The 26,530-nt window shown below is 32.5% G+C and carries 32 protein-coding genes; 9 read left to right on the forward strand and 23 right to left on the reverse strand.

Features of this window, described 5'->3' with window-relative positions:
• A complete protein-coding gene (locus BLW23_RS20855) occupies window positions 1–591 on the reverse strand; it encodes a hypothetical protein (RefSeq protein ID WP_093673576.1) in 591 nt (196 codons plus the stop codon).
• Window positions 592–695: 104 nt separating this feature from the next.
• Here BLW23_RS20855 and BLW23_RS20860 point away from each other — a divergent pair, with 104 nt between their 5' ends.
• From BLW23_RS20860 to BLW23_RS20885, 8 genes are all read left to right on the forward strand, one after another.
• Entirely contained in the window at window positions 696–1,109 is a 414-nt protein-coding gene (locus tag BLW23_RS20860) for a hypothetical protein (RefSeq protein ID WP_093673578.1), read from the forward strand.
• Window positions 1,110–1,308: 199 nt separating this feature from the next.
• Window positions 1,309–2,862, forward strand: coding sequence for a DNA cytosine methyltransferase (locus BLW23_RS20865; protein WP_093673580.1), 1,554 nt, complete (start codon window positions 1,309–1,311; stop codon window positions 2,860–2,862).
• A gap of 15 nt (window positions 2,863–2,877) precedes the next feature.
• Window positions 2,878–3,090 carry a hypothetical protein gene (locus BLW23_RS20870; RefSeq protein ID WP_093673582.1) on the forward strand — a complete coding sequence of 71 codons (213 nt, stop codon included), beginning with the start codon at window positions 2,878–2,880 and terminating at the stop codon, window positions 3,088–3,090.
• A gap of 5 nt (window positions 3,091–3,095) precedes the next feature.
• Window positions 3,096–3,350, forward strand: a complete 255-nt coding sequence (locus BLW23_RS20875; RefSeq protein ID WP_093673584.1) for a hypothetical protein — start codon at window positions 3,096–3,098, stop codon at window positions 3,348–3,350.
• A 1-nt stretch (window position 3,351) separates the two neighbouring features.
• Window positions 3,352–3,588, forward strand: a complete 237-nt coding sequence (locus BLW23_RS20880; RefSeq protein ID WP_093673586.1) for a hypothetical protein — start codon at window positions 3,352–3,354, stop codon at window positions 3,586–3,588.
• A 5-nt stretch (window positions 3,589–3,593) separates the two neighbouring features.
• Window positions 3,594–3,764, forward strand: coding sequence for a hypothetical protein (locus BLW23_RS23415; protein ID WP_176829903.1), 171 nt, complete (start codon window positions 3,594–3,596; stop codon window positions 3,762–3,764).
• A gap of 14 nt (window positions 3,765–3,778) precedes the next feature.
• The gene (locus tag BLW23_RS23420; protein ID WP_176829904.1) at window positions 3,779–3,946 is read left to right on the forward strand and encodes a hypothetical protein; all 168 of its coding nucleotides are present in this window, start codon (window positions 3,779–3,781) and stop codon (window positions 3,944–3,946) included.
• Window positions 3,947–4,045: 99 nt separating this feature from the next.
• Complete coding sequence (locus BLW23_RS20885; RefSeq protein ID WP_093673588.1) at window positions 4,046–5,050, forward strand: helix-turn-helix domain-containing protein; 1,005 nt, start codon at window positions 4,046–4,048, stop codon at window positions 5,048–5,050.
• Between the two features lie 5 nt (window positions 5,051–5,055).
• Here the strand turns inward: BLW23_RS20885 and BLW23_RS20890 are convergent, their stop codons facing one another.
• From BLW23_RS20890 to BLW23_RS20965, 17 genes are all read right to left on the reverse strand, one after another.
• Window positions 5,056–8,925 (reverse strand): hypothetical protein, encoded by a 3,870-nt coding sequence (locus BLW23_RS20890; RefSeq protein WP_093673590.1) that lies wholly within the window; start codon window positions 8,923–8,925, stop codon window positions 5,056–5,058.
• A gap of 2 nt (window positions 8,926–8,927) precedes the next feature.
• Complete coding sequence (locus BLW23_RS20895; RefSeq protein ID WP_093673592.1) at window positions 8,928–9,749, reverse strand: hypothetical protein; 822 nt, start codon at window positions 9,747–9,749, stop codon at window positions 8,928–8,930.
• Complete coding sequence (locus tag BLW23_RS20900) at window positions 9,749–10,435, reverse strand: hypothetical protein (RefSeq protein WP_093673594.1); 687 nt, start codon at window positions 10,433–10,435, stop codon at window positions 9,749–9,751. The genes BLW23_RS20895 and BLW23_RS20900 overlap by 1 nt, the downstream gene beginning before the upstream one ends.
• A 129-nt stretch (window positions 10,436–10,564) precedes the next feature.
• Complete coding sequence (locus tag BLW23_RS20905; RefSeq protein ID WP_093673596.1) at window positions 10,565–11,542, reverse strand: hypothetical protein; 978 nt, start codon at window positions 11,540–11,542, stop codon at window positions 10,565–10,567.
• A 46-nt stretch (window positions 11,543–11,588) separates the two neighbouring features.
• Entirely contained in the window at window positions 11,589–12,962 is a 1,374-nt protein-coding gene (locus tag BLW23_RS20910; protein ID WP_093673598.1) for a hypothetical protein, read from the reverse strand.
• 17 nt (window positions 12,963–12,979) lie between these two features.
• The gene (locus BLW23_RS20915) at window positions 12,980–13,879 is read right to left on the reverse strand and encodes a hypothetical protein (protein ID WP_093673600.1); all 900 of its coding nucleotides are present in this window, start codon (window positions 13,877–13,879) and stop codon (window positions 12,980–12,982) included.
• 89 nt (window positions 13,880–13,968) lie between these two features.
• A complete protein-coding gene (locus BLW23_RS23820) occupies window positions 13,969–14,100 on the reverse strand; it encodes a hypothetical protein (protein ID WP_255362853.1) in 132 nt (43 codons plus the stop codon).
• Between the two features lie 84 nt (window positions 14,101–14,184).
• Window positions 14,185–16,539 carry a hypothetical protein gene (locus BLW23_RS20920; protein ID WP_093673602.1) on the reverse strand — a complete coding sequence of 785 codons (2,355 nt, stop codon included), beginning with the start codon at window positions 16,537–16,539 and terminating at the stop codon, window positions 14,185–14,187.
• A complete protein-coding gene (locus BLW23_RS20925; protein ID WP_255362854.1) occupies window positions 16,536–18,785 on the reverse strand; it encodes a hypothetical protein in 2,250 nt (749 codons plus the stop codon). Before BLW23_RS20925 ends, BLW23_RS20920 begins: the two co-directional genes overlap by 4 nt.
• Before the next feature lie 10 nt (window positions 18,786–18,795).
• Entirely contained in the window at window positions 18,796–19,410 is a 615-nt protein-coding gene (locus BLW23_RS20930; RefSeq protein WP_093673604.1) for a hypothetical protein, read from the reverse strand.
• Window positions 19,394–19,990, reverse strand: coding sequence for a hypothetical protein (locus tag BLW23_RS20935; RefSeq protein WP_093673606.1), 597 nt, complete (start codon window positions 19,988–19,990; stop codon window positions 19,394–19,396). The genes BLW23_RS20930 and BLW23_RS20935 overlap by 17 nt, the downstream gene beginning before the upstream one ends.
• Window positions 19,991–20,620, reverse strand: a complete 630-nt coding sequence (locus BLW23_RS20940; RefSeq protein WP_093673608.1) for a hypothetical protein — start codon at window positions 20,618–20,620, stop codon at window positions 19,991–19,993.
• The gene (locus tag BLW23_RS20945; protein WP_093673610.1) at window positions 20,620–21,042 is read right to left on the reverse strand and encodes a TIGR02594 family protein; all 423 of its coding nucleotides are present in this window, start codon (window positions 21,040–21,042) and stop codon (window positions 20,620–20,622) included. Before BLW23_RS20945 ends, BLW23_RS20940 begins: the two co-directional genes overlap by 1 nt.
• Window positions 21,035–21,523, reverse strand: a complete 489-nt coding sequence (locus BLW23_RS20950; RefSeq protein WP_093673612.1) for a phage holin family protein — start codon at window positions 21,521–21,523, stop codon at window positions 21,035–21,037. The genes BLW23_RS20945 and BLW23_RS20950 overlap by 8 nt, the downstream gene beginning before the upstream one ends.
• Window positions 21,524–21,532: 9 nt before the next feature.
• A complete protein-coding gene (locus BLW23_RS20955; protein ID WP_093673614.1) occupies window positions 21,533–22,501 on the reverse strand; it encodes a hypothetical protein in 969 nt (322 codons plus the stop codon).
• A gap of 14 nt (window positions 22,502–22,515) precedes the next feature.
• Window positions 22,516–23,283 carry a hypothetical protein gene (locus tag BLW23_RS20960; protein ID WP_093673616.1) on the reverse strand — a complete coding sequence of 256 codons (768 nt, stop codon included), beginning with the start codon at window positions 23,281–23,283 and terminating at the stop codon, window positions 22,516–22,518.
• Complete coding sequence (locus BLW23_RS20965) at window positions 23,276–24,043, reverse strand: Ig-like domain-containing protein (protein ID WP_093673618.1); 768 nt, start codon at window positions 24,041–24,043, stop codon at window positions 23,276–23,278. The genes BLW23_RS20960 and BLW23_RS20965 overlap by 8 nt, the downstream gene beginning before the upstream one ends.
• Window positions 24,044–24,138: 95 nt before the next feature.
• Here BLW23_RS20965 and BLW23_RS20970 point away from each other — a divergent pair, with 95 nt between their 5' ends.
• Window positions 24,139–24,696 carry a hypothetical protein gene (locus BLW23_RS20970; RefSeq protein WP_093673620.1) on the forward strand — a complete coding sequence of 186 codons (558 nt, stop codon included), beginning with the start codon at window positions 24,139–24,141 and terminating at the stop codon, window positions 24,694–24,696.
• On the opposite strand, the gene BLW23_RS20975 is transcribed toward BLW23_RS20970, so the two are convergent.
• Genes BLW23_RS20975 through BLW23_RS20995 form a run of 5 tightly spaced genes read right to left on the reverse strand, consistent with a single transcriptional unit; the run spans window position 24,685 to window position 26,458 of the window.
• A complete protein-coding gene (locus tag BLW23_RS20975; RefSeq protein ID WP_093673622.1) occupies window positions 24,685–25,095 on the reverse strand; it encodes a hypothetical protein in 411 nt (136 codons plus the stop codon). The two genes, BLW23_RS20970 and BLW23_RS20975, sit on opposite strands and share 12 nt — an antisense overlap.
• Window positions 25,095–25,343: a hypothetical protein gene (locus tag BLW23_RS20980; protein ID WP_093673624.1), complete on the reverse strand. Its 249-nt coding sequence runs from the start codon at window positions 25,341–25,343 to the stop codon at window positions 25,095–25,097. Before BLW23_RS20980 ends, BLW23_RS20975 begins: the two co-directional genes overlap by 1 nt.
• Window position 25,344: 1 nt before the next feature.
• Window positions 25,345–25,698: a hypothetical protein gene (locus BLW23_RS20985; protein ID WP_093673626.1), complete on the reverse strand. Its 354-nt coding sequence runs from the start codon at window positions 25,696–25,698 to the stop codon at window positions 25,345–25,347.
• Window positions 25,695–26,129, reverse strand: coding sequence for a hypothetical protein (locus BLW23_RS20990; RefSeq protein WP_093673628.1), 435 nt, complete (start codon window positions 26,127–26,129; stop codon window positions 25,695–25,697). Before BLW23_RS20990 ends, BLW23_RS20985 begins: the two co-directional genes overlap by 4 nt.
• Window positions 26,117–26,458 (reverse strand): HNH endonuclease, encoded by a 342-nt coding sequence (locus tag BLW23_RS20995; protein WP_093673630.1) that lies wholly within the window; start codon window positions 26,456–26,458, stop codon window positions 26,117–26,119. Before BLW23_RS20995 ends, BLW23_RS20990 begins: the two co-directional genes overlap by 13 nt.
• Window positions 26,459–26,530 lie beyond the last annotated feature (72 nt).

A 26,530-nucleotide genomic window follows, 5' to 3' on the forward strand; every position in this document is an offset into this window, starting at 1 on the left:
TTAAAAAGAAAGAGGAGGAAGTTCAGAGCTAAACCCACCACTACTTGTTCCTCCAAACATTCCACTTTCGAAACCATTCGAAGCTCCTCCTCCAAAGTTCACTTGTCTTCCTAAACTTCCCAATGAAGTTATCCCTGTCTTAATACCGTTCCAGACTGAATGTTGTCCTACATCATACATTTGTCCATAACCAGAAAGTTCATTCTGATATCTATTCTCTTCGAATCTATTCTTCTTTTCTTCGTATGAAGCAATCGCATACTCTCTCTTCATCATTTGAGAATCTATATCCCTCATCGCTTCTTTGTTAATCTGATTATTCATAGAAACAATTTTCGGCACTGCGCTTAACATGTTTCTTGCACCAGAACCCTGAAGTGAATTCAAAATATTAGCAGTTCTTCTTTGCCCTTCTTCTTTAATTAAATCACTTCCCACTGTGCTAACACGAACATCTTCATAAGGATTGTTTAATTCAGGTACTTCCAAATTGGCAATTGCCTCTTTTGCTTCTGCCTTTTGCTGTTCACCACTAACGATAGAATACGCTGCTGAGGCCGCCCCCAATAATGTCGTTGTAACTCCTGCCATATAATTCCTATTTATTACAAATATAATTATAATAAATAAAAAGAATAGCAAAAGAACACATTAGAATAATTTAAGTATTATTTTAGCATTATTAAAGAATAGATTTGGAATTAAAACTAAACATAAGAAGCACAAAAATTACAGATTATGAGGAATTGAAAGAATGGTGGAATTGGCATCGATTCCCTCCTCCGAATATTGAATTATTAGATGGGTTAAAATATGGATTAATGGTAAGCTATGGAGGTGATAATATTTGTGCTGGGTTTATATACTTTACAAATGCAAAGGCTTATGGTATGCTTGAATTTATTGTTTCAACATATAAGATAAGAGATAAAGTTATAAGAAAAAAGGCCATTGAATTCCTCATTAATTGCTTAAAGGAAGTAGCAAAAAACAACGGTGTTCAATATATATGGTCCAGTGTTAGAAATGAAAATCTTATTAAGCATTATTTAGATTGTGAGTTTAGCATAGGATCAAAAAAAACAACTGAACTCATTTGTAAACTCTGAACTTGAAAGAAGGGTGTTATGTATTGGTTAGAATGGTTAAGTGGGTATAATTTTACTTTCGCCTTTTGAGAATTATACAACCTAAGTAAAAGGTTTCTTTCGAATATAGCAGCAATAATTTCCCAACAAATATGCAAGGGGTGGCGATAGTATCAAGACCCCATTTTTTTTACTAACTCAAATTATCAATTATCATATCATGGACTTATTCACGGAAACAGACGTTAAGAGGCTCGTTAAATATATATCAAGTAACTATGACCCAGATTTTCCTTTAATTTTATGGTTTGATTTGTTTTGTGGATTTGGAGGAGTTGCAGAAGGCTATAAACAAGTTAAAAACAACTTTATTGTCGCGGGTGTCAATCATGATCCCAAAGCAATAGAAAACAACATGCTTAACCATCCTAATTGCTTACATTACATAGAAGATGTTAGAGATTGGGGAGTAATTTGGAAGTTAGAATCGTTAGCCAAGCAATTGAAAAATGAATTTCCGAATGCATACATAGGGCTTCATGCCAGTCTTGAATGCACCTATTTCTCCATAGCTAAAGGAGGCGAATCAAGAGATGAAGATAGCAGAACATTAGGTTATCATCTTGAGAAATATTTAAGACTTTCACCCGATTATATCACAATTGAAAATGTAAAGGAATTCCTCAAGTGGGGGCCAGTTTATCATGTTTCTAAAAAAATCGACGGTATTACAAAATGGAAGTATAAAAAAGGAAACAGAGTTTATTGGTTAGACAATCCAAACTGTCAAGAATACCCAAAGTTCACCCTTCCAATAAAAGAAAGAGAACGCGAAGATTACAACAAGTGGAAAAAGATTTTTATTGACAAAGGATATAATTATGACTATCGAATTCTTAATGCCGCTGATTTTGGAGAATTTACCCGAAGAGTTAGGTACTTCGGTGTTTTCGCTTTAAATAACCTACCGATAGAATTTCCATCCCCTACTCATATAGCCAAAGAAAAACATCATCTCAATCCTAAGCTTAAGATTCATAATGCCGTGAGAGACAAACTAAACCTTGCTGATCACGGGAATTCAATCTTCGGGTTAAATAAAAATGGTAAAAAATATACGTCCAACACGATCTGGAGAACACTCGGAGGTGTGAAAAAATTCATAGGTGAAAAACATTTTATTAGCAGTTATTACGGTGCCTCTAAAAACGGACAAGGAGTTTATAAAATTGACCAACCATTAAACACAATTACTTGTAAAGATAGATTTGCCTATCACTACGTTCAATATGCTTACGGAAAACCAGTATATTCCTCTACCGAAGAACCTCTTCAGACAATAACCACCGTTCCCAAACAAGAATTAGTTTCTACTTCTTGGTTGTTTGATACTCAATTCAAAAATAAAGGTAGCTCTATTCACAAACCTTGCCCTACAATAATTGCTAGACAAGATAAAAAACCTTTGTACTTGGCCAATGCCTTAAGTGTAGGAACAATAGACCATTCTTTACCTATTGTGGATGATTGCGAAGCCAGAAGAGCATTAAGGGAATTTATGAGAAAACATGGTATTGTTGACATAAAAATAAGACAATTATATGACTATGAATTAGCAGCTGCTCAAGGATTTCCTTCAGATTACATCTTAGATAAAAGCTCAACTCGTTCAAAGAAGTTCATAGGAAATAGTGTTTCCCCTGGTCAGGCAAAAGCCAATAACAAGGCGTTATATGAAGCTCTGATTAATTCGGAGTTAAAATGTGCAATATAAAAAAGACATTAGAATATGAGGTATTCAGACAATATCAAATCACATAACAAAGGAACTCTTTGCGAGCAAAAAGAAGTTACGGCCAACGTTGAGTTATCTATGGGAGATTTAGTTCAATTGAAAGCAGCTTTAGAAGGTTTTCTATCAATTGAAAACATCGAACATTCAACTAAAAAGTGGGCATTATCAACGTTAGAAGATATTAAATCATCACTTAACAAACTTTAGAAATAATGAGCGATATAAATAAAAAGAATTTAGAAGCAATTGGATTCATAGGATCAGAATCAGATATGGTTTGGCCTATACCTAATGGTCACGACTCAGAACTGCATATAGAAAAAGTAAGGTGCAGAGAAGAATATAACATACTATTTACAAGAGGGACTATTATCGGAGTACCCGGAAAGGATTATGATTATGTATATGCAGGTCCAGCTAAAAGTATAGATCAAATTAAACAATTAGTAAACTTATTAATACAGTAGTATGAAGAATAGAGATTTAGAATTACTAAAACATAATCAAAAATTAAAAGACAGTTTAGACGTAAGCGTAAAAATTGATTGGCGCCAAGTTTTAAAAATTACAGTTGAAGACTTAATAAAAAAAAGAAATGCCCCTTCAAATAAAATAAAAGAAAGTTTTGATGATGTGCTAAAATATTATTTAGGAGAAGAAGATTTTCATAAATACGTAATAGAGAAAAAACAAATTAAACTGTAGTTAGTATGATAAAATCAGAAGATATAAAATATCATGGTTACAAGTTTGAGGATTTTCAGAAGTCTGAAATGTTCATGGATTTTGCAATAGAGGGGGATTTCAAAACGGAAGTAATTGCAACTGTAAAAAATGGGGACTTGATTTTTCTGAAATCAGAAACTAAACGAATTAAATAAATAGTGTAATTATAATGAAAATAATTTGGAGCGAAGTAGAAATTCAAAAATTAAAAGATCTACAAAACGATTCTAGATTTCATCCTTATACATGTGATCGAAAACATGATGAATGTGAAGTTAAACAAACGCCAAGAGATATTCATAAAGATGGTGTTTTAATCCCAACAAAAAAGGGTTAGATATGTCCTTGTGGTAATTATACACAGGAATTGTGTTATTAACTATTTTTTAATTTGTAAACTTTTCAATACATTTGTTAAACAACAATAACAAAAAAAATGAATACAGTTGACATTTTAAAAGAAATAATTAATCTATCTGGATTGTCTGCTAACGAAATATCTAGTAAAACAGGAATTCAAAAATCACGATTTTCTCAATGGGTAAGTGAATCAAGAATACCTAAACTAGACATCCTCCATAAGATTGCTAAAGATTTAGGTTATTCCATCAATATGAACATAACTAAAAATGGTGAAAAAGAATTAAAATTAACGTATGATGAAAACGACAATTTATTTCTTTACAACGATGACCACTTCTTTTTAAACGGATCATTACCACACATAAAAAAAAGGCTTGAAGGTGGTTTCCTGTTGGATATTAAAAAAAATAAAACAACGATTTTTACATCCAACAATAATAATCTTCATGACTTTATTAATTCTGAGTTAAGTATTGAAAACTATGTAGAAGGAAATTTAAACACGGGAAGCAGAAAATTTGCTAAGTTCTTTGGAAGTAGAATTCTTTTTAATCAAAAAGAATACCTCTCTTTCATTAATATGCTTGAAATATTCAAAGGACATTACTTTAAGAAATTAGAGGAATTCAAAGAGTTTTATGGTATCGTAGGTTTCGAAAGAATAGATAATCAAAGTAGCTATTTTCTTATATGCTATATTCCTGAATTCGAATGGAATTTGATTAAAAGCCTATCACGTTATTATGACCTCGATAGTCCTAATAATGATTTCTTCAAATTTAACCACATAGAACATTCGCCGAATATAATGATATACAATCCTGAAAATAGTTTGACGGCAGAAAATACATTCAGTGTTGAATTCAAAAAATTAAAACAAGAAGGAAGTTTAATTCATATTGGGTGGAGGCTTGAAATTGATAACGGGAGAAATGTAGAATATATCAAGAAAGGTACTTTTCTAAACGCTAAACAAACTAAAGATTTTATTATTCAAAAATTGATCCCAAAAGCTAAAGACATGTTCAATGAAGGTAAATTCAATAATAAAAAATCTATTTTCAACTTTTTTGATTAAAAAAACTATTTAATAAAAGAAGGCACCACTTCTGAGCTAATTGCAAATAATTCATTTGCTTCATTTGAAGAGTCATATAATTCTATTTCCATGTAATAACCTCTAATTTCACCACCTTCTATTCTACTATTTTTCTTTGTAAAATAGAACTTATTTAAATCTATAGATTCATAAAAATCTACAGAAACAATATTTGAATCAACATCTAAAACTTGCCCCAGAACTATAATATTTTCGTTATCATCTATCAAACAAAGATCATCACCAATACTTACACTTGATGGTACAGCATGAAAGCTCAATTTATTGTTATATACTTCAATTGGACTGCCAAGTCCTTGAGTGTTTCCATGAAGGTTCTGCAAATCTTCATTTTTAAAGAAATGCGCGTACCAACGAGATTCTATTTTATTAAAATCGGAAGCCTTTAAATGCCCTTTTGAGAGATTAGATTTTACCTTAACATTCCAACTATTTGAAGCATCCAACACCATTGTTTTAAAAATGCTATCTGCATTGGAAAAATCATTCAATATCGTTGTTACTTTTGATTCATACTGAACACCGTAAAAATTATTATATCCATTCCCTGAACTATTTTGTTCCCATAATTGACCATTTTTAAATGTATAGAAACTATTATTCATTCTTAAAACCCAATCTGGTAAAAATGAATGAAAAGAAGTAAATCCTTTTATCTTTTCATCAAAGGTTAAGGTGTGATTTTTTAAACATAGAGTTAATTGTCCATAGTACGGATCATATCCACACAAATTAATTGAATTCCGATTGGTTTTAAAATAATCTCTAAACCAATCAGTCATTCCCCTATTAGATATAATTTCTATACCACTTTGTCCTTTTCTTAAAACGATACCTCTTTTCGAATCTACCCAATATCTGTAATTGCCATAAGAAACCAAACTTTCAGGATTATTACTAATTCCGAATTCTCCTGCATAAGCTTTGACTGCTCCCAATATATTATCACTCTTTGCTAAATTAGAACTCCCATCTTCGGAATAGATTAAGGATTTACCATAAAACACCTTATGAACTTTATCTTCTTGCCATACGTCTAAATCGGTGTTATAAGCCATAATTATCTGAATCCCCCCATACTTATCATCTAAATCTTTAAAGTTTAATGTAGATAGGTTAAATTCATTCAAACCGTTATAATTTAAACTTTGGTCATACGGTTTACTATACGTTAATCCAGAAACTTTAATATTCTCACGATAATCCTCTATTGGTGCCGACGGCCTAGTTTTAATTGATAATTCTTTCGCGTTAAACTGGTCTTTTATTTTGTAGCTCTCGAAACCATTCCCCCAGGTAAAACAATTATAAAAAGGAAGTTTTAAAACTGCTGGTAAATTTATCGTTTGTGATGTGTCCGAATTGTCGAAGCCAAAGTGCAAGTCTTGCTCTATTTTATAGGTCCTCCCTATTTCGTAAAATATATCTGAATTTTCTTCTACCGGATCTGTTTCGAATATTACCCTGTTATTAAACTGTTTGATTTCAATACTAAACTTTATTCTTACCGAATCCTCACCGCCATTCTTCTCAAAACCTAATGAAGCAATTAATAAGTTCATTGTTCCCGAAACTCCATCAGAACTAATATCTACATAAACTTCGGGGTCTTTAATTCCATGCCAACCAACATTCCCTCTTCTAAAAGAAACTCTTATTGAGTCAATACCTTTTTCAGCAAACTTTGCATCGATATCGTCACCATAAAACCATTCTTCCAAATTAGAATACTTCTTAGTTGAAATAAAATGAAAATGGATATATTGATTTTTGTTATTATACTCGTCGTAAATAATATCAATAATCGCTCCTGTTTCAATTGTATCTCCTTCAATGCCTTTGTAAACGGCCATACCTTTACCTGACCAATCATGATTAACTGTATGATAAGATTTACCTCGAACAATCCATTGATCTCCGTAAGTGTGTCCTGTATCATTCTGAAATTTTACTGATAATCCATCAATCATGGGAATTTCCACATTAACCTGAATATCTTGTTCTGGAACCACAGTGGTATTATCGTACTCCACTATGAATTTGTCTTTGGTTGTTACTCCATCCCCTTCAGAAGTTATTTGAACATAAAAGCTCTTATCCCTATCTCCAGAGTAATTACCTATTACGGTTGCATCATTGAGTGAACTATTCCCATAAAATATTGCTGGCTGCAAAACGTTTACATTATTTTTAACGGGGTGGTATGAACGTGTACTCCATTCAAAACCATTGAAATAATAACGAGCCAAATCTTCCAAGTCTAAACTAAATCTTTCAGGTTTAATCTTCATGTATAAACCAGACAATTGCTTAAACTCGTTGGAACCAGAAGTGTCTAAAAAGTTTTTATCCTGAGATACTACTTCGAGTACTTTAACCTTTACAATGTCATCTAATATTTTTCTTGTATCAGATTTTACATTAAGATACTGTCCTTCGATAATAGCATCTTTTTGATTTCCTTCGAGCTTCACCCATACATAACCGTTATCTTCGTAAAAAATATTAGGAACAATCGTATGATATCCTATTTTATTTTGTTTGATATAGACTCGATAGTATTTAGCGAAATAGGGTGCTTTGTTCTTAATTTTTAACACCAAACTGTTTTTATCAGTGCTATTTGAATGCTCAATATAAGTTGTGTTATTCTCACTAACTAAAGGTGTAGTTTGCCTTCCGTAACTATCAAGATATGCGATAGCAACTTCATAATCTCTATTTGTTTTGCAGCTCTCACTTGCATCAGAAACAGGAACATTTTCTTGATTCAATTCCAAATCAATATAAATTTCTTCTCCGTTATCGTTAACTAAATTATAGTTCTCGGTATAATTCGCGAAAACAAGTGTATTATTAATTAATTCTAATGCTTTCGCTCTTAATGGCACTGCATCAAACAATCGATATAACTCTTCTTCAGGAAGGTTTCTTACAATTTTATTATTAGAAAAGGAAATTTTGTAATCGGTATCATCCAGCCAACCTTTATTCTTTTTATTAAAGTTATCAATTACATAAGGAATATTCTTTCCACATTCGATAAATACCACTTCAATAGCCTTAACATTTTTGCTTCCTGAATTAAATTCTATCTCCACCTCATTAAATGAGTTAATCATACTTTTATTGGTGGAAGTATAATAATCGAATTCGAAAGACTTAGGTTTAAACCCTATTTCACTATAAGGTGATAACGCACTATATTCACCATCAAGATAAATGTATCTATATGAAAATCTTAAAAACTTTTCCTCTAAGTTATTTTCCTTACTTCCATTTGATCTTAAATTAATTTCTGGGCTATTAATTGGCGGTCTTTTAATTAAAATAATATCATCTAAATCAAATCCATTTTCATCATAAGTTTTTGCCCTTTCAATGTTAATTAACAATGGTTGATTATAATTATCTGTTATTAAAAGATACTTGGAATTGTTATCCGTGTCTATTAATATCCTTGATGAATTTATAAGATACTCTTCATTGAAATTTAATACATTGTGATTTCTAGTATCCTTTAATACGAATTGAGTAGTTTGAGTTAAAATGTTATATTCTATGATAAAAGATCCAAGTGAACTTTTAACAAACCAATATAAGGTTTCATTAAATTCATCTGACACTCCACCTATAGTATGCATATTATCCCCAAGGTTTAAATTTGTAAGTTGTTTATTACTTAAACTCTTTTCAATGGCTCCTGCGTCACTTCCCTCACTATTAATAATTCGAACATTTAAAGAATCTCTTAATTCGCCTTTTTTTAATAGTCGTTCATCTACATTTTTATTTAAACGTGACTGAACAAAATTATTCGATATTCTTGGCATACTTAATAATTTGAGTTTCTTGCTTTCCTAGCGATTTCAAGTAAGTTAAACTTGGCTCTTTTTATTTTTGCTTTGTGCAGGCTTGATTTAAGTTTATTTGAAGCTCTTCTTTTCTCTGATTGAGATACATTCCTTTTAAACTGGATGAGATCATTATATACCCAATCAATTAATACTGGTAACACTTCTTTGTGAACTTTAATATCTTCCTCTCCATAAGTATCATAAGCTAAACCATCAGAAAAATATTCCAATACAATTGGCTCATCGAGCAAATTACTACTAAAGACAATTTCTTTACCAGTTATACTATACTCTCCATTTCGGCTATATTGCTTTGCATCGCCTCCGCAATGAAAAACATACCTCTTATATGGTATATTCTGGGCATTATAAGCATCTGCCTTTAATACATATCCATCATGATCAAATAAGATTTCATGATTATGGTCTTGCAAATAAGCTACCGCTGTATGCATGTTATCGTTTTTATCTAAGGGAAATAGCCTATATGAATTACTGAGACTATCATGAACTACAACACTTAACCTTGCAAATGAAACGAAGTCATGAGGCAATGTCACTCTAAGATTCTCAGGAACATCTATTTCCATTAACTTTACCTCATTTAAGTTGTTTAAGCTTAAATCAGAAATTCCAGCTTTTACCGATTTGAGTATTTGCGACCTTCGGGTATGCTTTAAAATACTATCATCGTCTAAAGAAATTCTTTCAAAATGTTGAACTACTTTTTGTATTGGAACATACTGGTAACTTCCATGTAAATCTTCGTCGTTATGATATTGAAATGGGGTTAGTTTCATTAGTTAGCAATTTCTTTGTTAAACATTTTTTGTTCCTCATTTTGAGTTATCACAGTTATGTCTTTGTCCTTAAGGTTTACACCTAATTTTTTAAGTATCCTAATGATCAATTCATACTTCTGTGATGCGTGAATATCTATATCTGAAAAATCATTTTTAGAAGGATCGAATAAAGCTGCTTCATTAAGTTCTCGATACGTCCATTTAGCAAGTTTTGGTTCTCTCAAATATGACAGTTCAATAGTACTTTGAGGTTCTGGAAACACCTCTATTTTATTGCTACTTCTTAACCCTATAGGATAGGTTTGATTAGCATCCTCTTTCGTCAATTGATATGATCTTCTATTCTTACAAAGTTCAACTTCGTTTGATCCAACATAAATAACATCGATATATCTTAAGTTTCTTGGAAGTTCAATGCTATTATTCACCAAAGGTATAGATTCAGAATTCACATAGTATTGAATTCTTTCTCTTATTTTTTCAGTGGTATTTTCAGTCATTGTATTTACTAAACCTCGATTCTGCCTGTTTATTGATCTATTAACATCAAAAAACATTTCCTCATATAATTCATCTACGGAAGCATTAACCAACCCATCAATTGTTTCAGGTTTTGCATTACCAATACTATCAGTATTTGACCACTGCTTGACGAGTCTATGAATTAAGTTTATCGAAACCATTTAATTAAATTTAAACAAATATAATCATAAATCTATTCTTTTGTAACACTTATGTAATACTAAAAAAGGCCCTTTCAAAATGAAAGGACCTTTAAAACAATAAATCAAGGAATATTAAAAGAATCTCGTTTAACTTTCTTTTAATTTTTCTTTTATCCAATCTACCTTATTTGAAAAGGCATTAGGAACTTTTTTGCCAGTTTTCTCCAAATACTGCTCTCTAAGCTCTTCTATTTCGGTTTGTTCTTGAGTATCATTCGAAACTTTAGATTGCTTCTGAAGTTTCGCCAATTCTGCCCTTAACTCAGCATTTTCCTTTTCTAACTTACTACTCTCTATACTTTCCTTTTGGTTTGAAATAACCAAGCTATCAATTTTTTGATTCAAAGAGTTCAATACTAACAAACTCTCTTCCGTATTTTGAGAAAGAAAATCTCCGAACTTAACCAAACCATTTTCGCCACGAGCTAAAGAAAGTATTTCACCTTGGGTAGTGTCGTTCCAAATTACAGCTGTGCTTCCAATATTATCCTTTACGATATCCTTATTAAACGCCAAGGCTGCCAAGTATTTGCTTTGATAATCTTTTGATTCCAAAACTTTTTTTAGTTCAAATGGTTTTAACTTAGCATACTCACGCAATTCAAGTTCAGCCTTACTATCTGTCCATTGAATCGCATTAACACCGAATACAGCCAATGCAATAGCTTTTCTTTGATCATCAGAAGTTTCGTTGATAACAGCTAAAACTTCGTCTCTCTTTTTATGTTCGGTTAATTTTTTATTTACCTCTGCTTCCTCTGACCAAACTTCATAGTACACCCCATACCATGGGTGTTTTTCTAAAATCTGATTAAGCAGCATATTCGACTCAGGAACTCTTTTCTCTCCATTTTCAAACCAAATAGAGGGAACAGCTCTATAATCTCCTTTCAGATCCTCTTCAAAAATTGAATTAGCCCCTGGAACATACTTAACCCTTCTTTGACCAACAGACTTAAGTTCATTATATTCCTTCACAAACTTTTCCAAAGTCAGACCTCTAAGTGGGATTTGGAAACTTTTTGCTTTTTTAAATTCTTTTAATCTATATATTTTTTCTCCCATGATAATACTTTATTAAAGGCAGTCATAATGACTGCCTTTCTTAAATTTAATTTCCTAAATAAATTCCATTCCCTCTTCTGAATACAAAGAATTGATTTGCTCCGATAACCTGATTAGTCATTTCGGATTCAACGTGAATTTCCATAGTATCCCTTTTATGATCTGTTCCATAAGGGCCTCCAAAAATCTTCGTTTTTCGGTATCTATTAATTCCATTCTTTTGACGATATCTGATTGTCAAATGAGGTCTTGAATATTGATCTCCTGACTCTAAAACATTCGCTTCCCCTAAAGGCATCATTAGAGATTGAACACTAGTATTTCGAAATTTTTGCGAACCTAATAATTCTGGTTCATCCAAGGTAGTTAGCTCTGAAGAATGGAAAGTAATACCATCTATAAAGACCTCCTTAAATCCAAGTTCTATAGCAGTTTCTTTACTGTTGTTAAACATTCCATAATTCCCACCATTTAAATAATTGGCATTAACTGATGCGAGCATTCTTCTAAAGGCTGCGCTTTGTTTATGATCATGCCACCATGAATAAGCAGTAGCTCCTCCTTGCTGCTTAATTCTAAAAGCAATGTCAGAAAGCTCCTCAATATCCTCTATTACACCATTACCTATATTCCCACCTTCTTCTATTTGCTGTACAATTCCTTTCATCCCTCTTGCATAACCAGCAACTGTTGCATCGGAGGCTTCATCTGAACGTCTATGTAACAGATGAGTTAACTCTTCTAAGTTCGCATGTGAATCAATTGTACGCTGAACCTCTGTTGTGTTCCATCCTTCTCCTTTTCCATAACCTGGTGTTTCATACCAAGTATGATGTGCCATATCTGACTCAGGAGTATCATAAAATTCCTTTATGATATGTGCGTAATTATACTTGAATTCAGGAGTATCTCTTCGTCCTTTTGTAAAATTACCTTCTCCTTTACCCCAACTATTAGAAAATTTCGAAATTGTTAAACCTCCATTAAATCCAAAAACCCCTGCTTGTTTATTCTTTCCTGTGAAAGATGTTTCTGAAGTAATTTGATCAACCACAGCCTGTCTTTCAATTGTTCCGTCGGAAATAATAATAATTTCACCTGAACGTAAATTATGCTTTGAGGTTGTAGTAAAAGTACTATCAACTGGATTAAACATAACATCACGATGTGATTGATGTAATTCACCCAACTCCGCGTGTTGTACTTGATCAGAAGCAAATGGAAGTAAACTCCCTGTTATAGCGCAGAAAGGTAGTAATTTCCCCTTTCCTCTTTGTAAGTGGATATCTTTCTTTACATCAGGATTATATACCATCCCATAAGTATATGCATCTATAAAATTAGCCGATGTTGCTAATTGACCTGAAGGAGACACTAAAGACGATTCTCCCGTTACTGTATTTTGTTTTAACTCTGCCATTTTTTTTAAAAAATTAATTACAATTGAACACCAAACCCGTTATTTTGTTTATCCGGAAAACTTCCATAACCATCCTTTTTAGTCTTATTCTTTTTGATTTCTTTCTGGGTGAAGTCTTCGTTATTTGAGTTAGAAATAAATTCCTCTAAGGTTCTAGCTCTAACTTCCTTCATTGCCATTTCCATATACTTGTCAAAATGCATTCCTTTGTGAATAAAGGTTGCCAATCTTTGATGATCCAACCCTTTTTCTCCCATGAAATTCTTTTTAAGAAAACCGTCTACATCCGAAGCATCTGACAGCATACTATGCCTGTCATCATCTGTAAACTCATAAGTGAAATTTAGAGGCATTTTCTCTCCGTTATTTTCAATAATTGACTCAACCGCCAATGATGTAGCACTGCTCACACCTTGCTTGACTAAATCGACATATTCTTTACGCTCATTCATTAAAGTTTCGTATTGAGACTTAAACATTTTTTGACCGTTTTCCAGAGTTACAATGTCCTCTTGCTGCTGATTAGGAATATAGTTTTCCGTGGGTTTTTTATATTCTTCTTGTAATTTTTTTGATTCCTCTTTGATGTCCTTTATGAAGTTTTTAATTTCATAATTGTTAAATTGACTCTTATCTTCATCAGCCAAATCAACATTCAACTTATGTTCCAAGTATTCATTTACCTCTTCATTGGTAATTTTCCTATTAGGATCAATTCGTTGAAGTTTCTTTTTCACCCAATCGAGATCAGGAACACTATCTAAATCTTTTTGAATAAAATCATGTTCTTTTCTTGATCTTCCTGTATTCTTTTTGAATTCGAAGTAATTAAGATCATTTTGATCCATAAGCCCCTCGTAAGGGTTCACCGTTTTTTCAACAATCTTCTCAACTTCTTTTTCTTGAACTTGAAACAAGTCATCAAAAGCTTTATATTCCTTACCCGACTTTTCATTTATATAACTAAGAACGACTTCATCCGTTAAATCAGGAATAATTTTATTCTCTATCTCTTTCCCCCTGGAGGAATAGATTTCTCTTCTTGCTGCCCTTTTAAAGTAGCCGCACTCCCGAAAGGATTGGAATTGTCTCCACTTTCTGAAGTTTCTTCTTTACCAAATTGAAGCCCAAAAGCCATATAAGTGTAATTTATAGTTTACACAAAACTAATAAAATATATTAATAATAACAATAAAAGAATTAACTAAGAATTAAAAAAGTATTACAAATTAATATCTAAGCTAAAATCATGCGGTTCAGATTCCTTTTTACGCTGATCTATTAATTTACTTTGATGAGATGATTGTACATTTAATCTTTTGTCTTTTGAATCTTCTTTAAACTTAGCCATATCGGTTTGTGTTATATTCTTAAGTTGTTCTAAGTACACCTCCTGTCTAAATTTTTTATCCTTTTCTGGAGCCTCAATCTCTTGCATTGCTTGTTTTTCAAAGACCCTGATTTTACTCATTGAAGTTTCTAGATTAATTTTCATCTTAGCTTTTATCGCCTCTTCTTTAATCCTGCCAGAAGACGCTTGATTCGCGGCTGCAATATCGCTTTGTGTTTTCATCTCCATTGTAGCTCTCTTTTCTTCATTCATCTGCTCCAACCTTTTCTTAGACATGTAGGCTAAATACTGAACAGCTAATTTTACATTAGTTTTGGCTATTCTTACGGCTTCACTTTTAATTTCGGGTGATATCAATCCTTGTTGCAAATACAGACCTAAATCTTCTTTAAACTCAGTCATTTCTTCTTGACTTGGAAGAATTTCTACTGTAAAACCAAAATCATGTAAATGCCTATCTTTTAAGCTTTCTAATGCATCTAAATTTTGTTTTCCAACTGCTCTCTCATACAACTTTCTTAAATGCTTCGCCTCTGGATTTCTAAAAATTGCATGGATTCGGCTACTGATTACTTCCGCTACTTTTTTATTAAAACCTAAAGCTGCATCTACAATATGCTGTGTTGTCGTGTTGCTACTTGAAAGATTTAACTGATTAACTCCTAAAAGAGCGTCATGAGGCATACTACCATCACGAGCAGGATTAACTCCCGTTATATCACGTATTTGATTATAGTAATGAGCATATAGATTTAAGAGAGGAACTAAACCACTTCCTTGTTGCTGAGACATAGGGCTCACAGCAGCACCATCTTTCATTCCGTCTTCCCCCATGTCAGTACGCTGACTAAATACAACTCCTTTTACATTTAAAATAGACAAGGAATGTTGCCAATTCTTTTCCTTATTTCCTTCAACCTCTAACTCTGCCAACTGGTCTAAATCAATATGAATTAAATCAGGTTTTAATTCCGATCGCAAGTGTTGAATCTTTATATGAATATTTTGTAATTCATCAGCCAAAGGTTTAATGTCATCTAAGAATGAATGTAAACGATTTTCATAAATATCAGAAGAGAACACAACAAATGGTGATTGTGGCTTATTTAATTCATCTCTAACAATATGCTCACTTTCTTTATAATCATATATGAATTCAGTACCTATAATGTAAGACCCTTCTACCCAAGTATCTTTATAAGAAGTAACTTTTTTGTAATCTGAACGCTTCGGTGGTTCGAAATCATCATCTTTTTTAGAAACATGAATGGTTTTCCCTTTTTTAATAATAGCCTTGTAATTCTCTTCCTTTGTTGTTTTAAAAGCAAATCGCAAAACATCAACCTTATGCCCACTAATATCTTTACTGCTCTTGTCTTTATTTTTACTTAAATAGGTCTTTGATATCTTTTTTAAATGAACAACATCTAAATTAGATTCACGTTGTAAATCATTAATCGTAATTGAATCGACTACACCAAAGTAAAAGGCATCTGAAAAATCATTTTCTTTCACATTACTATGAACCAGTTCTTCAATGTCAAATGAATCAATTTTTAAACCTTCCCTATTATCCGTATAAACTCGAACCCCACAAATAGCATTTTCTACTAAATTTTGATTTTTCTTCTTTTCAATATTAGACCATCTATTTGTTTCTTTAACATAGTCAATAATAATTTCCTCCGCAATTTCAATTTTAGTCTTTTCTTTTAACTGCTCGAAAAGATTAAGCTCTTCGGAATCTTTTGGTACAAAGCCTTGAGGCATTAAATTAACACCTAATGATTTTGACGCTGACTTCAATAAAGGCATCGCTCTCATGTTTTTTAGATGCTTTTCTCTTTCCTTAGCCTTTATGTTTAATGACATTCGATCATTAGTTCTAATGTCAATCCTGTAATGATCATCTCTAATTCCATTACTTACTACTCTGCAAAACTTTTGAACTGAATTTAAAATACGCCAATCCAAATTAGCCAAACTTAAATCACCGTCTTGTCGTACAAATAATTTTTTGTGTTTTTCAGTGTCTTGCTCTCCTCTGGTATAAAGTCTATTTTCTCTAATTTTCGATGAACGAGATGAATATTCACACTTACCATCAATCAGCCCTCCATTAAACCAATCTTGAGAAATGGATTTAGCAAATGCTAAACCATATGTGTCATCTATCTTGTCACCCCATTTTGCTAATGGATCTGGAAATGTTGTGTTTTTATTCATACTGCTTGGGATATGTTACCTGAATTATCATATTTTTTAAATGGAATTTTTCTTGGCTTTTTCTTTTCATCTGGCTTCTTTATTCTTCTCTGGCAACCAAGTCGGCTTAATGAACTTGAAATAAAAGCATCATATTTTGTTCTATCCTTTAAGTCAACATCTTTCCATTGTTCTAAAGTTCTAGTAAATGGCATATCGCCTATAGTTCCTTTAGGTCTATTTCTTTCATCTCTGGCCACACCAATATGATCTTCGATATAACTTTCAATAGCATAAAATTGTTGGTCTGCAATTTTTGAATTTTGAGGAGGTGCGCCCCCCAATTTCTTTTCTGTTGGGTTTAAATCGTTATAGCTTTTAAATGGGTTATTCAATGAATAATGACGATATCCTCTATCTGCGATATACTGCAAAAAAGCTTCGTTTGAAAGCTCTCCCAACATAGGTATAGAATAGTAAACCATAGCCATTAAAACTTCTTCAAAAAAGATCGTTACTTTTTTTGCCCTATCAATGTATTCTAGAATAAATGCATCGTTAGGCAACGTAGATGTGTTATAGGTTGTTGATAAATGAATAGCTCCTTTTGACCCCCTTCCATCAGCACTTTTATCTCTGTTATATGGGTCCACACCAAAACAACCTAAATGTTCTCCTTTCGGAGCCCATGCCGTAACCCCATGTTTAAATTTCTTTTCCTTAATATTTCTAAACTCCAATGGAGGGTGGCAACCTTTCCTTATCCAAAAACGACCATTTAATGGATCTGGATTCCAAATTACTTTGGTGTCTTGAACTCCGTTTTCCCATGTGAAGTTCCCGCGTTCAATATCATTGTTTGTTATTGGATCATTACCTGTAAACTTCTCTTCTAACTCTTCTTTGTTGTAATCTATTTGCTCTAATATCTTAGGTAGATTAAATTCACAATCCTCACTTTCATCCCTAAAAGCCTCTTTAACCGTTCTTGGAAATTGTCGTAACTGCTCGTTATATGCATCTGGGTCTTCCCTTAATGCCTCTAACTCATTATCTAAATGCGTATTTGCTCCAACAGTTATCCATTCTCCTAAATCGTTAAGAACTGGTTTCTCCGGATCATCTATAATACTAAACCCATAAATATCATAAAACCCTTCCAAACCAAATGCAGCTGAAATAAATAAGTTATAAAGACCGCTTGCCGTTTGTCCATTTTTACTTCTTACCCTAGGGTCCGATTGCATAAATACAGTCTCAAACTCTCTCCCTCCCTTTTTTTTCGAGTTAACAGTTGAACCTACCATGGATTTACCAACAATCCTTTTCCCTTGTCTGTGAGAAGTTTTTACGATTCTCCAATATTGGTCAAAGGGACATTCTTTAGGAAATTTACCTCCTTCATCAATTAAACTAAGGAAAATTTTATCCCCGTCCATGGAATTCAGAACAGTATTGTGCCACTCAATTGTCGTGTCTAATCCTTCTTCAAAGTCATCTTCATCATCCCCTAATTTCTTTTTACGAGTAGGCTCTGTTAAAACTAATTCCTTCTTCGGAGTAGTAGAACCATCCCATGAAGGTTTAAAAAAGGCAGGAAGTTTCTTAAAAGTTCTTACTAGTTTTCCAAAGTTTTTTCGACTATCTTTTCCTGTTTTAGAAATAATCCCTATTTCCTTATTCTCATTAGAAGTTCCTAGATTAATTCCTTCGGAGTTACAAAGAGAAGTCCACCCAAAACGTCTGTTTTTAACATAGTCAATTCCGTAACACCTTGGGTCAGCTTTACAGGCTTCCCAATAAATGAGTAATTCGTTTTGAATTATTCTAAAAGCAGGATATCCCTCATCTAACTTGCTCCATTGATAGAAGAAATGAGAAGAGCCTGTCATATAAACAAGTTCTCCTTTTATTAAAATAAATGATCCGTAGAGACGGAGGTTTATTTGTCTCTCTATAAACTCCTCATATTTAGGGTCAAATTGGGTTTTTGAATTTAACCCCTTGGGTAATTCCTCTCTTTTCCATTTCTGGCCCTTCGTAGTTTTATCCCAATTGATAATTCCCTTTCTATCAGAAGGAGGTTCTGGTAAACCTATATAAATACCATTTACAAAAAAAACAGTACCGAGCGTTCCATCTTTTGAAATAATGATAATATCATGTTCCTGGTCGTAACCATATTCCCATGACTTGAGTTTGTTTTTTCCTAAACGTACCTTTTCATCAACTTTATCCGTTATTTTATCCCCTAAATAAAATATCATCTACACCTATCTATCTTGTTTCTTTATTTTTGGAAGCTGTTCTCTTTGCCCAGCTCTTTATCTGTCCAGCTTCCTCTTTAGAATGTAACTCTGTTTCTAACTCATCGATTTTACTAATACCCCAATCAAAATCAATAGCAGCCATCTGTCTTGACTTAATCACATTATGCAGTCGATCTTCAGTTACAGATATGTTTTTTCCTGCTCTCATAACCGCCTTCGTTACATCTGGACCTACCATTTCCTTTAATTCTTTTTCAACCGAGAGCAATTCATTATAATCATCCTCGTGAGGGTTTAACTCTATATCGATAACTTCTAAATTAAAATCACACATGGTTTTCAAACGCTCAATCAATTCAGGAAGCTCTTTTTTGTAATAACTCGATAATTCATCTTCTGACAAATTATCCATTTCTTTATAGCACCTATCTACCTCTTTCATTCCCCAAATAGATTGTTCAGCCGCTTGTCTTCTTCCTTTTACTATGTTGTGATACTTGTCTTCAGAAATAACATTGTCTACTTCCTTAGTCATAACCTCGTAGTTTAAGGCTACCATACTTTTTAACTTCCTTACATAGCTTGGAAGCTTTTCTTTTCTATAACTATGCGATTTGTCCATAAACATCTTTGGTTCTTATCCACCAATACTCTTTCCCTTCTATCCAAAACTGAACACCTCCATTCGGGTTCATTAACACAACATCTTTATTCTGAATTCCTAGTTTCTTTAATTGAGAATTTACAAACAGGACTTTAACTTTACCTTTAAATTCCTTAGCACTGGAAACAGTATCTGGTAGAATTAAAGTTGATTCGATTTCATCTCCTTCAAGTATTGGTTCAACAAGTAAGTTTTTGTCAAATCCTTTCCACTCATGCCTTTTCGATTCTCTGTAACAAACTATCATGTTAGGTGTTATATGATACAAGTTCTTATCCGCATCAATAACACTATTATACCATTGCTTAACACCATGATAGATTTGTCTATAAAAAACTGTGAAGTCTATTAAAACCTCGTAACCTTCCTTTATCTCTCCTTTGCAAAGTGCAGGAATCCCTTTTATAATTGCAACTCTATTCGATAACCTCTCTGGAGTAAAATCGACATTCCCAAAAAGTTCAATTCCACTTTCCGTTTTGAACTTCTCATTGTAGGGAGATTCTAATTCTATGATATAATTATTTAATCCTTGCATTTAATATTTTGTAAATAGGTTCCACTTATATCCAACCCTGAATCCTTTATTTGAATTAATACCCAATTCCAACATATTTCCATTTCTATTCTGAAAGCCAGCATTTAACTCTATTGAAGCTTTATTTAGTAATTCTGATGTTATAATACTTGTACCGGCAAGAATTGAATATTTAGGTTTTACTCTTATTGTTTTTTCATAATACTTAACCTCTTGAGGAAATGTCTTATATGAAAAATCAATACTTTCCAAAGAGCCTTTCGTCTTAACCAAGAATGTAGCCGTAAGTAAACTATCCGAAATAACTTCTTCGTACTCTCGCAATTGCATAGCTTGTAATAACTCTCGTAAGAGTATAACAGAATCGACTTTTTGATCATGTTTTTCTTCAAGCTCATTTAACATTTTTTTGTATTTCTTGTCATTGGACACATACTTATACTTAATAATCTCTCTTGGTTTATCTATCTTGAATGAATTCGATTTAACAGGAATTCTTTTAATCACCAAAGAGCTATCAACACTAACAAGATTAGAACTGGAAGAATTATAGTTTCCAATTCTTTTTTTATAAAGAAAGAATACTAGAATAATTATGATTAGTATGTATGTGATACGCTCTTTATGCATTATAATCTTCTAAAGTCAAGTAATCTACTTTGTGGGTACGCTTTAATCTTCACTTCGTTATTCTGATTCCCACCTAAAATCCAAATCCAATTCTTGTCTTTTCTGACAAAAAAACCCACATGACCTTTCCAGCTTTCAATATCCTCTCTCCATAAAACAACGATATCACCAAGTCTAGGGGCACTATGAACAGATTCACCCATTTTCAGCCAACTTCTAGCCGTTAATTTCCCAGAAATTTCTAAGCCTGCTTTTTTACAGCACCAATTCACAAATGCCGAACACCATGCTGTTTCATCTTTAAATTTTCCCCCATCAAATCCAATTTCAGTAAAATATTTTATTACTTCTGGATTATCTTTTCTTCCTCTAATCTCTTTGATCCCAATTTGAGAAAGGCCTATTTCAATAGCTCTATTCATTTTTCAGATTATTTAATATTTTTTCAAGAATATTTTTAATTATTCTAGATGTAGTTTTAAAAACAAAAGTTACTGCATCATACTCAACCAAGTTTTTTCTGGAATAAACCGATCCTGCGTTCGCGACAACGGAATATCCTTCAGCAACAGCTAAAGCCATTAAAGATGTATTGACCACTTTTAAGGCATTGGCTTTATCAAACAATCCCCACATAAAACCGACCACTACTGGAATGGAAAACATTATGATTTTTGAAACTATTCCCTTCTTAGCTTCTCTGGATGAAGGATTACTTAACTCTGGTACTCGATTTGCTTTCCACGCTCCAAAACACATATCTAACACCATAAAAAAAACCAATACATGGAAAGCATATGCATTTATACCGACACTATTTAACCATGTATAAAAACCGATAAACAAATAACTTATAGCTTGAACTATTCCCTTTAGACTAAGATCTATTTCAATATTTTTCATTTTTTATTTCTATTTTGATGGGTAGATCTCCTTTTCTCTGTAAGCTATTGTTGTTCTATACAACGTATTTCTATTTGCGTAGAATTTTAATGCATAGGTTTGCCAAACTGAATTATAAACCAGCTTTTCATATGAAACTTCTTTTGAGATTTCTGAAGGCATTTCTGTGGCTTTCCTACTGAAATATGCTAAATGATCTATTTCATTATTAACCCATGGGATACTCGATAAACCGAAAGATCCTTCAATCCAATGATTGGGGTAATCTGGGTTATATGGAACTAAGTCCTTTAAAATAACACGCCCTGAGTTTTCAAACTCCGCAACTGGCATAGTTATGATATCCAGCGTTCCTTCTCCAGAATAATTAATTTGATGAAAATCGGGTATTTCAGGCGCGACGGTTTCTATTTTAATTTCTCCTGTAAGACCTACTTTTATAAAAGGCTCTATAACCTGAATTCCACTATCGACATTAGTTGCCAAAGCTTTTGTCAATCGAATAGTAATATGGTCACCTATTACCACGGCTTCCAAAACCAGCTGAATTGTATAAACAAGTGTTATTTCCTTTTCCTTTATTGTTGATATATTAAGTATTTCCGAATTTAACCCAAGCCCAGTATCTATTTCAGCTTCCCCATCAGCATCACTTGAATATTCAATTGTTTTAGTGGATGTTTCCAATAAGAGTAAAACTTTTTGAAACTCTTCAGGTGTAAACTGCCCCCCAGAAGAGGAAGGACTTGTTGTGCTTCCAAATGATATTTCTTGCAAAGCATTTAAACAATCTTGTAATTTTAAATGAACAACTCCCTCTACTTCTATCTTGTCATATGGGCCTAATTCAATATTTGACTTTTCAGAAATTAAAAGAACGCCTAGTGAATTTGACTTCACCTGATATTGCCTTGGATATACCGCCTCATCAATTAAAAAAGTACTATTGTCATTTTTATTTAATTCTACTCTAATCATTTAAGCTGTATTATTTATATGTGGTAGTATGTATCAGTTATATAAGAACCAGATAGAAACAGTGAGCCATTAGTAAAGTTTAAACTTTTGTATACACCGTTAATAGGGTCATCGACTTTAGATATAGAATCGGTAAAGGAAATACCAATCCCTTGCCCCACCCCTAGTATAGTTTTAACCTCTGATCTGTCTACTCCACTTCTGATTATCTTTGCCAAACAATAGGAACGTATTTCGAAGTTAGTAGGTATTCTTATACTGTCAGGAAAATTAACTACTTGTAAGTAACCTGTTGGTTGGTTGTCTGCATTTATTTGACCAAAGGTGATGTTGAAAGTTACCATGTTACCTACCCTTACATAATGCCCATAAGCTTTACTATAGGTGTAAGCAGCTTCACCTTGCCTGTCTTTTAAAATAGGGGTAAAATTACCTTCTTCATAAAACCTATTAGGTAATCCTCCATTTCCCGATGTTTCATTAATAATTTCAAAAAAATTAAATTTCCTATTTGAATAGGTAATGCCAAACGCTACTGCTCCAGTTGGGTAAATGAAGTCCTCTGTCAAAATTTTATCAGAACCTTTATCGGTTGACTTCACTTCTCTCCAGATATAATCTTTGTGGGTTTCCACGCAACGAACCGACATATCCTCGTGATATTTAAATGCATTTACAGCAATATTCTGTCTCATTTTAGCGAGAGATAAAAAGAATGTTTTACCATCAAGTGGATACTGGCCTGCTGCCTCCAATGAACTTCCTAATTGTACCTTACTCATTCCTAACTTTTAAAAGTTTATAAAATAATTGAGATGGAGATATATAATCTTTACTTACGAAATACAGAGTTTGATTTAAAGCATCGTATGAACTACTAAACACCTCTGTTGTCACGTCAGTATTAAAGAAGTTAAAGATTCTTATTGTGTTACCTGGTGTTAAGTTTTTTATTACAAATCCATACCTCGCAACATTAGAAAAAGGAAAATCCTTACCCGCTAACATTGAGTCTTCAGTATGACTCATTCCATTTGTAGATAAAAATAAATCAGTAATTTCTGTAATATTCGTGATGTCCTTTGAGATTTCAGAAAACTGGAAACTATAATATTCCATTTTAGGCACAATCGCTACATCGGTAACATTAATATTAACCGTTCCTGAACTCTCATTGCCATTCGCATCTATAATATTATACCCGAATTGATCACTTCCTACAAAATCAACATCTGGAACATAAGTAAAAGTTCCATCGTTATTGAACGTTAGAGATCCATTACTTGTTATTATAGATTGATTGAAAGTGTTTTCTCCAACACCAAACAAATCATTTAATGAAACATTTTCGTTTAGTGTTTCGTTCATGTTTATTGTAAAGTTATCATCATATGCTGTTGGCGTATCATCTTCACATAAACCGCAAAAACTCTCAACTAAAAAATTAACATTTTTTCCTGTTTTCGCATCGATTCCAAATACAAAATCACCCTTTTCTGGGGTCTTAATTGGATATATTTTTAAGTTTTTTGTCTTTGCCATAGAGTAACTTTATCTATCTAAACAAAAATATAAAATATTTTTATAATTCTATTCCATTTTAATACTTATTTAATTCTTATAAGTATATTTGAGCCATGAGTGTAAGAAAAGAATTAGATAAAGAAGCTCAGAAACTGTTAAAAGGCACGCATATTAATCCTGTTTATGCAAATGATAACGACCATTACTCAAAGAAAAGGTTTGCTTATATCTATCAAGGATTTGACTTCTTAGAAAACTTATATGTGATAAGAACATATATTCAAAAGAGATATAGTTTAGATAGGCATATTTTGGAAATACTTCTAAAATTGATGGGAATGAAAATATTTACCCGTGCTCAATATTCTGAAATATCCAAAAGCTTCACTTATTCAAGATGGGACTCTATATTGAATAGCGGCTATTTAAACATATTAATGGATCATTATAACGTTGAAGAAAGAATTTACACCTTAAACCCAAAAGGAAGGAACATCGTGATTAAGTTCTATAAGTATCTATCCGGAGAGGAAAAAATTCCAGAAGATAGTGTTCATAATCCAATGGCAAATAAAAAGACACAAAAACCCTTTGATAAAAAGAAAATGGATGCTATTAAAAAGTTAAATCAACTTGATGTTTCAGAACATAAGAAGTCTTTATTCACTTAAAGCATGAGCAAAGGCTTCTGTTGTTTTTTTAGCAAAGTAAAAACCATAAGCAATATCCATGAGATACTCCAGCAAATAAGCTTGAGGTTCATCGTTATTTAAATCAGCTTTTATACCTCTATTTTCAAAGATAAAGTTTGTTATATGGAAGCACTCATGTGCCACTGAACCCACAGTAAAATCCAATTTAGTTTTAGAATTACAGACTATAAGGTAATAAGTCTGAGTACTTCCATCATCAAGCTTTTTGTAATTTTCATAAGCTGACGCAAAAGGTTCTCTTTTTGCATCAAGCTTATGTCTTTCATTTATCTTACCAATATCATTGGAATCAATAAAAACAATGGTTCCATGATAAATTGGTAACTCTATTTCCTTTTCTTCATAAAATAACTCCATTACAACACAGCTATTAAACCAGTACTTTCTTGAAAAACCAAACCTTTGACATCTTTATATTCGAAGGGAATACCTGTATTTGAATAATACTTAACCATGTCTCCTTTCTTTACAACCTGGCATTTAACTCCTACCTCCAATACTTCGCCTAATTGCTTATTTTTTTCCGACTCGGGTAATATGATTCCGTTTTTATTGTTTTCAGTTTTTATCGGTTTAACTAACACTCTTTCTCCTAAAAGTTTCATCTTAATATTGTTTTTCTAAATTAGTATTTACTTTGGGTTCGAAAAAAAATCCAATGCATTTAATGGGGAAATTATTAATGTCATTTATTTCTACTTCATCATCATCGAAATGCATATCAAAGTCCTTTAAATATTGATATTTTGGATTGAAATTGGTAAACACCACCTTGTCTCTGTTAATACCAAGCTTATCCGTTACCTCAAATAAGTCTTCGTTTGAAAAGTTTAATCCTTGCATCTTCTCTCTTCTCGAAGTGGTAACAGAAACATCGACCCCTTTTGAAATAAACTTTAAGGCTAATTCCTGCATTTCAGGTTCGGATAATGTACTATCAAAATCAAAGGATATTTTCATCTTATTCCATGTATTAACATATATGCGTCTCGCTGTTCTTGATTACTTCGTTTAATCCCCGTAATTCTTTTAAAGAACTCGCTATTTATTTTGGATGTTTTCGGCTTAATTATTTTATACGGTAGCTTTAAAAACCTAACCATTTCAACAATCTTCTTTCCTGTTTCAAGATTAGCTCCAGTTCGCTTTCCTATTTCTGCGTTAACCGCAGCAGAACCATTTTTCTTTTTATGCCAATTACTTTTATTCAACCATCCAGCCTCAACAACAATCAAAATCTCTTCTGAGGTTTTCTTAACTCTATCTCTTTTCTCACTTAGAAACTCAAACAAGTCAAAGAAAGAAAGGTTAGATAGCTCAATATGATCTTTAATCTTGAACGCTACACCACTTTTCTCTACATCTGGATCAATTCCGATTAAAATGTGCATTGGTCTTTTAAAGCTGTTAAATTTTCGTACTTCTCTATTTGATCTTTAATCCATATCCTGTTATGCTTTATTCTGCATAATTGCAATACTCTTCTATGAATTCGAAATAAAATAGGTATTAAATAAATCCTATCTCCATACTTTTCATGGCAGTCTCGGCATATTGCCATTATATTCTCAATCTGATCTAATCCTTCAGGATGTTTCTTCCTAGTTAAAATATGATGAATATCAGTAGCTCTAACCTTTTCCGTACATGTTTCGCATTGACAAAAATCGGATTCATCCAAGCGAAATGCTTTTAAATAAACTTTAGTGTAACTCTGCATCTGTCGCCTCCCTTAAAAACAAATAGAACTCATTTGTTGTATCTCCTCCACATTTCATACACCTATACTTTC

The organism is Tenacibaculum sp. MAR_2009_124 (genome assembly GCF_900105455.1).
GTDB lineage: Bacteria > Bacteroidota > Bacteroidia > Flavobacteriales > Flavobacteriaceae > Polaribacter.

What these genes read in the sequence shown, in the direction of transcription:
- BLW23_RS20855 (WP_093673576.1), bottom strand. Translation starts at nt 591, where the DNA reads ATGGCAGGAGTTACAACGACATTATTGGGGGCGGCCTCAGCAGCGTAT.
- BLW23_RS20865 (WP_093673580.1), top strand. Translation starts at nt 1,309, where the DNA reads ATGGACTTATTCACGGAAACAGACGTTAAGAGGCTCGTTAAATATATA.
- BLW23_RS20870 (WP_093673582.1), top strand. Translation starts at nt 2,878, where the DNA reads ATGAGGTATTCAGACAATATCAAATCACATAACAAAGGAACTCTTTGC.
- BLW23_RS20875 (WP_093673584.1), top strand. Translation starts at nt 3,096, where the DNA reads ATGAGCGATATAAATAAAAAGAATTTAGAAGCAATTGGATTCATAGGA.
- BLW23_RS20880 (WP_093673586.1), top strand. Translation starts at nt 3,352, where the DNA reads ATGAAGAATAGAGATTTAGAATTACTAAAACATAATCAAAAATTAAAA.
- BLW23_RS23415 (WP_176829903.1), top strand. Translation starts at nt 3,594, where the DNA reads ATGATAAAATCAGAAGATATAAAATATCATGGTTACAAGTTTGAGGAT.
- BLW23_RS23420 (WP_176829904.1), top strand. Translation starts at nt 3,779, where the DNA reads ATGAAAATAATTTGGAGCGAAGTAGAAATTCAAAAATTAAAAGATCTA.
- BLW23_RS20885 (WP_093673588.1), top strand. Translation starts at nt 4,046, where the DNA reads ATGAATACAGTTGACATTTTAAAAGAAATAATTAATCTATCTGGATTG.
- BLW23_RS20890 (WP_093673590.1), bottom strand. Translation starts at nt 8,925, where the DNA reads ATGCCAAGAATATCGAATAATTTTGTTCAGTCACGTTTAAATAAAAAT.
- BLW23_RS20895 (WP_093673592.1), bottom strand. Translation starts at nt 9,749, where the DNA reads ATGAAACTAACCCCATTTCAATATCATAACGACGAAGATTTACATGGA.
- BLW23_RS20900 (WP_093673594.1), bottom strand. Translation starts at nt 10,435, where the DNA reads ATGGTTTCGATAAACTTAATTCATAGACTCGTCAAGCAGTGGTCAAAT.
- BLW23_RS20905 (WP_093673596.1), bottom strand. Translation starts at nt 11,542, where the DNA reads ATGGGAGAAAAAATATATAGATTAAAAGAATTTAAAAAAGCAAAAAGT.
- BLW23_RS20910 (WP_093673598.1), bottom strand. Translation starts at nt 12,962, where the DNA reads ATGGCAGAGTTAAAACAAAATACAGTAACGGGAGAATCGTCTTTAGTG.
- BLW23_RS23820 (WP_255362853.1), bottom strand. Translation starts at nt 14,100, where the DNA reads ATGGCTTTTGGGCTTCAATTTGGTAAAGAAGAAACTTCAGAAAGTGGA.
- BLW23_RS20920 (WP_093673602.1), bottom strand. Translation starts at nt 16,539, where the DNA reads ATGAATAAAAACACAACATTTCCAGATCCATTAGCAAAATGGGGTGAC.
- BLW23_RS20925 (WP_255362854.1), bottom strand. Translation starts at nt 18,785, where the DNA reads ATGATATTTTATTTAGGGGATAAAATAACGGATAAAGTTGATGAAAAG.
- BLW23_RS20930 (WP_093673604.1), bottom strand. Translation starts at nt 19,410, where the DNA reads ATGGACAAATCGCATAGTTATAGAAAAGAAAAGCTTCCAAGCTATGTA.
- BLW23_RS20935 (WP_093673606.1), bottom strand. Translation starts at nt 19,990, where the DNA reads ATGCAAGGATTAAATAATTATATCATAGAATTAGAATCTCCCTACAAT.
- BLW23_RS20940 (WP_093673608.1), bottom strand. Translation starts at nt 20,620, where the DNA reads ATGCATAAAGAGCGTATCACATACATACTAATCATAATTATTCTAGTA.
- BLW23_RS20945 (WP_093673610.1), bottom strand. Translation starts at nt 21,042, where the DNA reads ATGAATAGAGCTATTGAAATAGGCCTTTCTCAAATTGGGATCAAAGAG.
- BLW23_RS20950 (WP_093673612.1), bottom strand. Translation starts at nt 21,523, where the DNA reads ATGAAAAATATTGAAATAGATCTTAGTCTAAAGGGAATAGTTCAAGCT.
- BLW23_RS20955 (WP_093673614.1), bottom strand. Translation starts at nt 22,501, where the DNA reads ATGATTAGAGTAGAATTAAATAAAAATGACAATAGTACTTTTTTAATT.
- BLW23_RS20960 (WP_093673616.1), bottom strand. Translation starts at nt 23,283, where the DNA reads ATGAGTAAGGTACAATTAGGAAGTTCATTGGAGGCAGCAGGCCAGTAT.
- BLW23_RS20965 (WP_093673618.1), bottom strand. Translation starts at nt 24,043, where the DNA reads ATGGCAAAGACAAAAAACTTAAAAATATATCCAATTAAGACCCCAGAA.
- BLW23_RS20970 (WP_093673620.1), top strand. Translation starts at nt 24,139, where the DNA reads ATGAGTGTAAGAAAAGAATTAGATAAAGAAGCTCAGAAACTGTTAAAA.
- BLW23_RS20975 (WP_093673622.1), bottom strand. Translation starts at nt 25,095, where the DNA reads ATGGAGTTATTTTATGAAGAAAAGGAAATAGAGTTACCAATTTATCAT.
- BLW23_RS20980 (WP_093673624.1), bottom strand. Translation starts at nt 25,343, where the DNA reads ATGAAACTTTTAGGAGAAAGAGTGTTAGTTAAACCGATAAAAACTGAA.
- BLW23_RS20985 (WP_093673626.1), bottom strand. Translation starts at nt 25,698, where the DNA reads ATGAAAATATCCTTTGATTTTGATAGTACATTATCCGAACCTGAAATG.
- BLW23_RS20990 (WP_093673628.1), bottom strand. Translation starts at nt 26,129, where the DNA reads ATGCACATTTTAATCGGAATTGATCCAGATGTAGAGAAAAGTGGTGTA.
- BLW23_RS20995 (WP_093673630.1), bottom strand. Translation starts at nt 26,458, where the DNA reads ATGCAGAGTTACACTAAAGTTTATTTAAAAGCATTTCGCTTGGATGAA.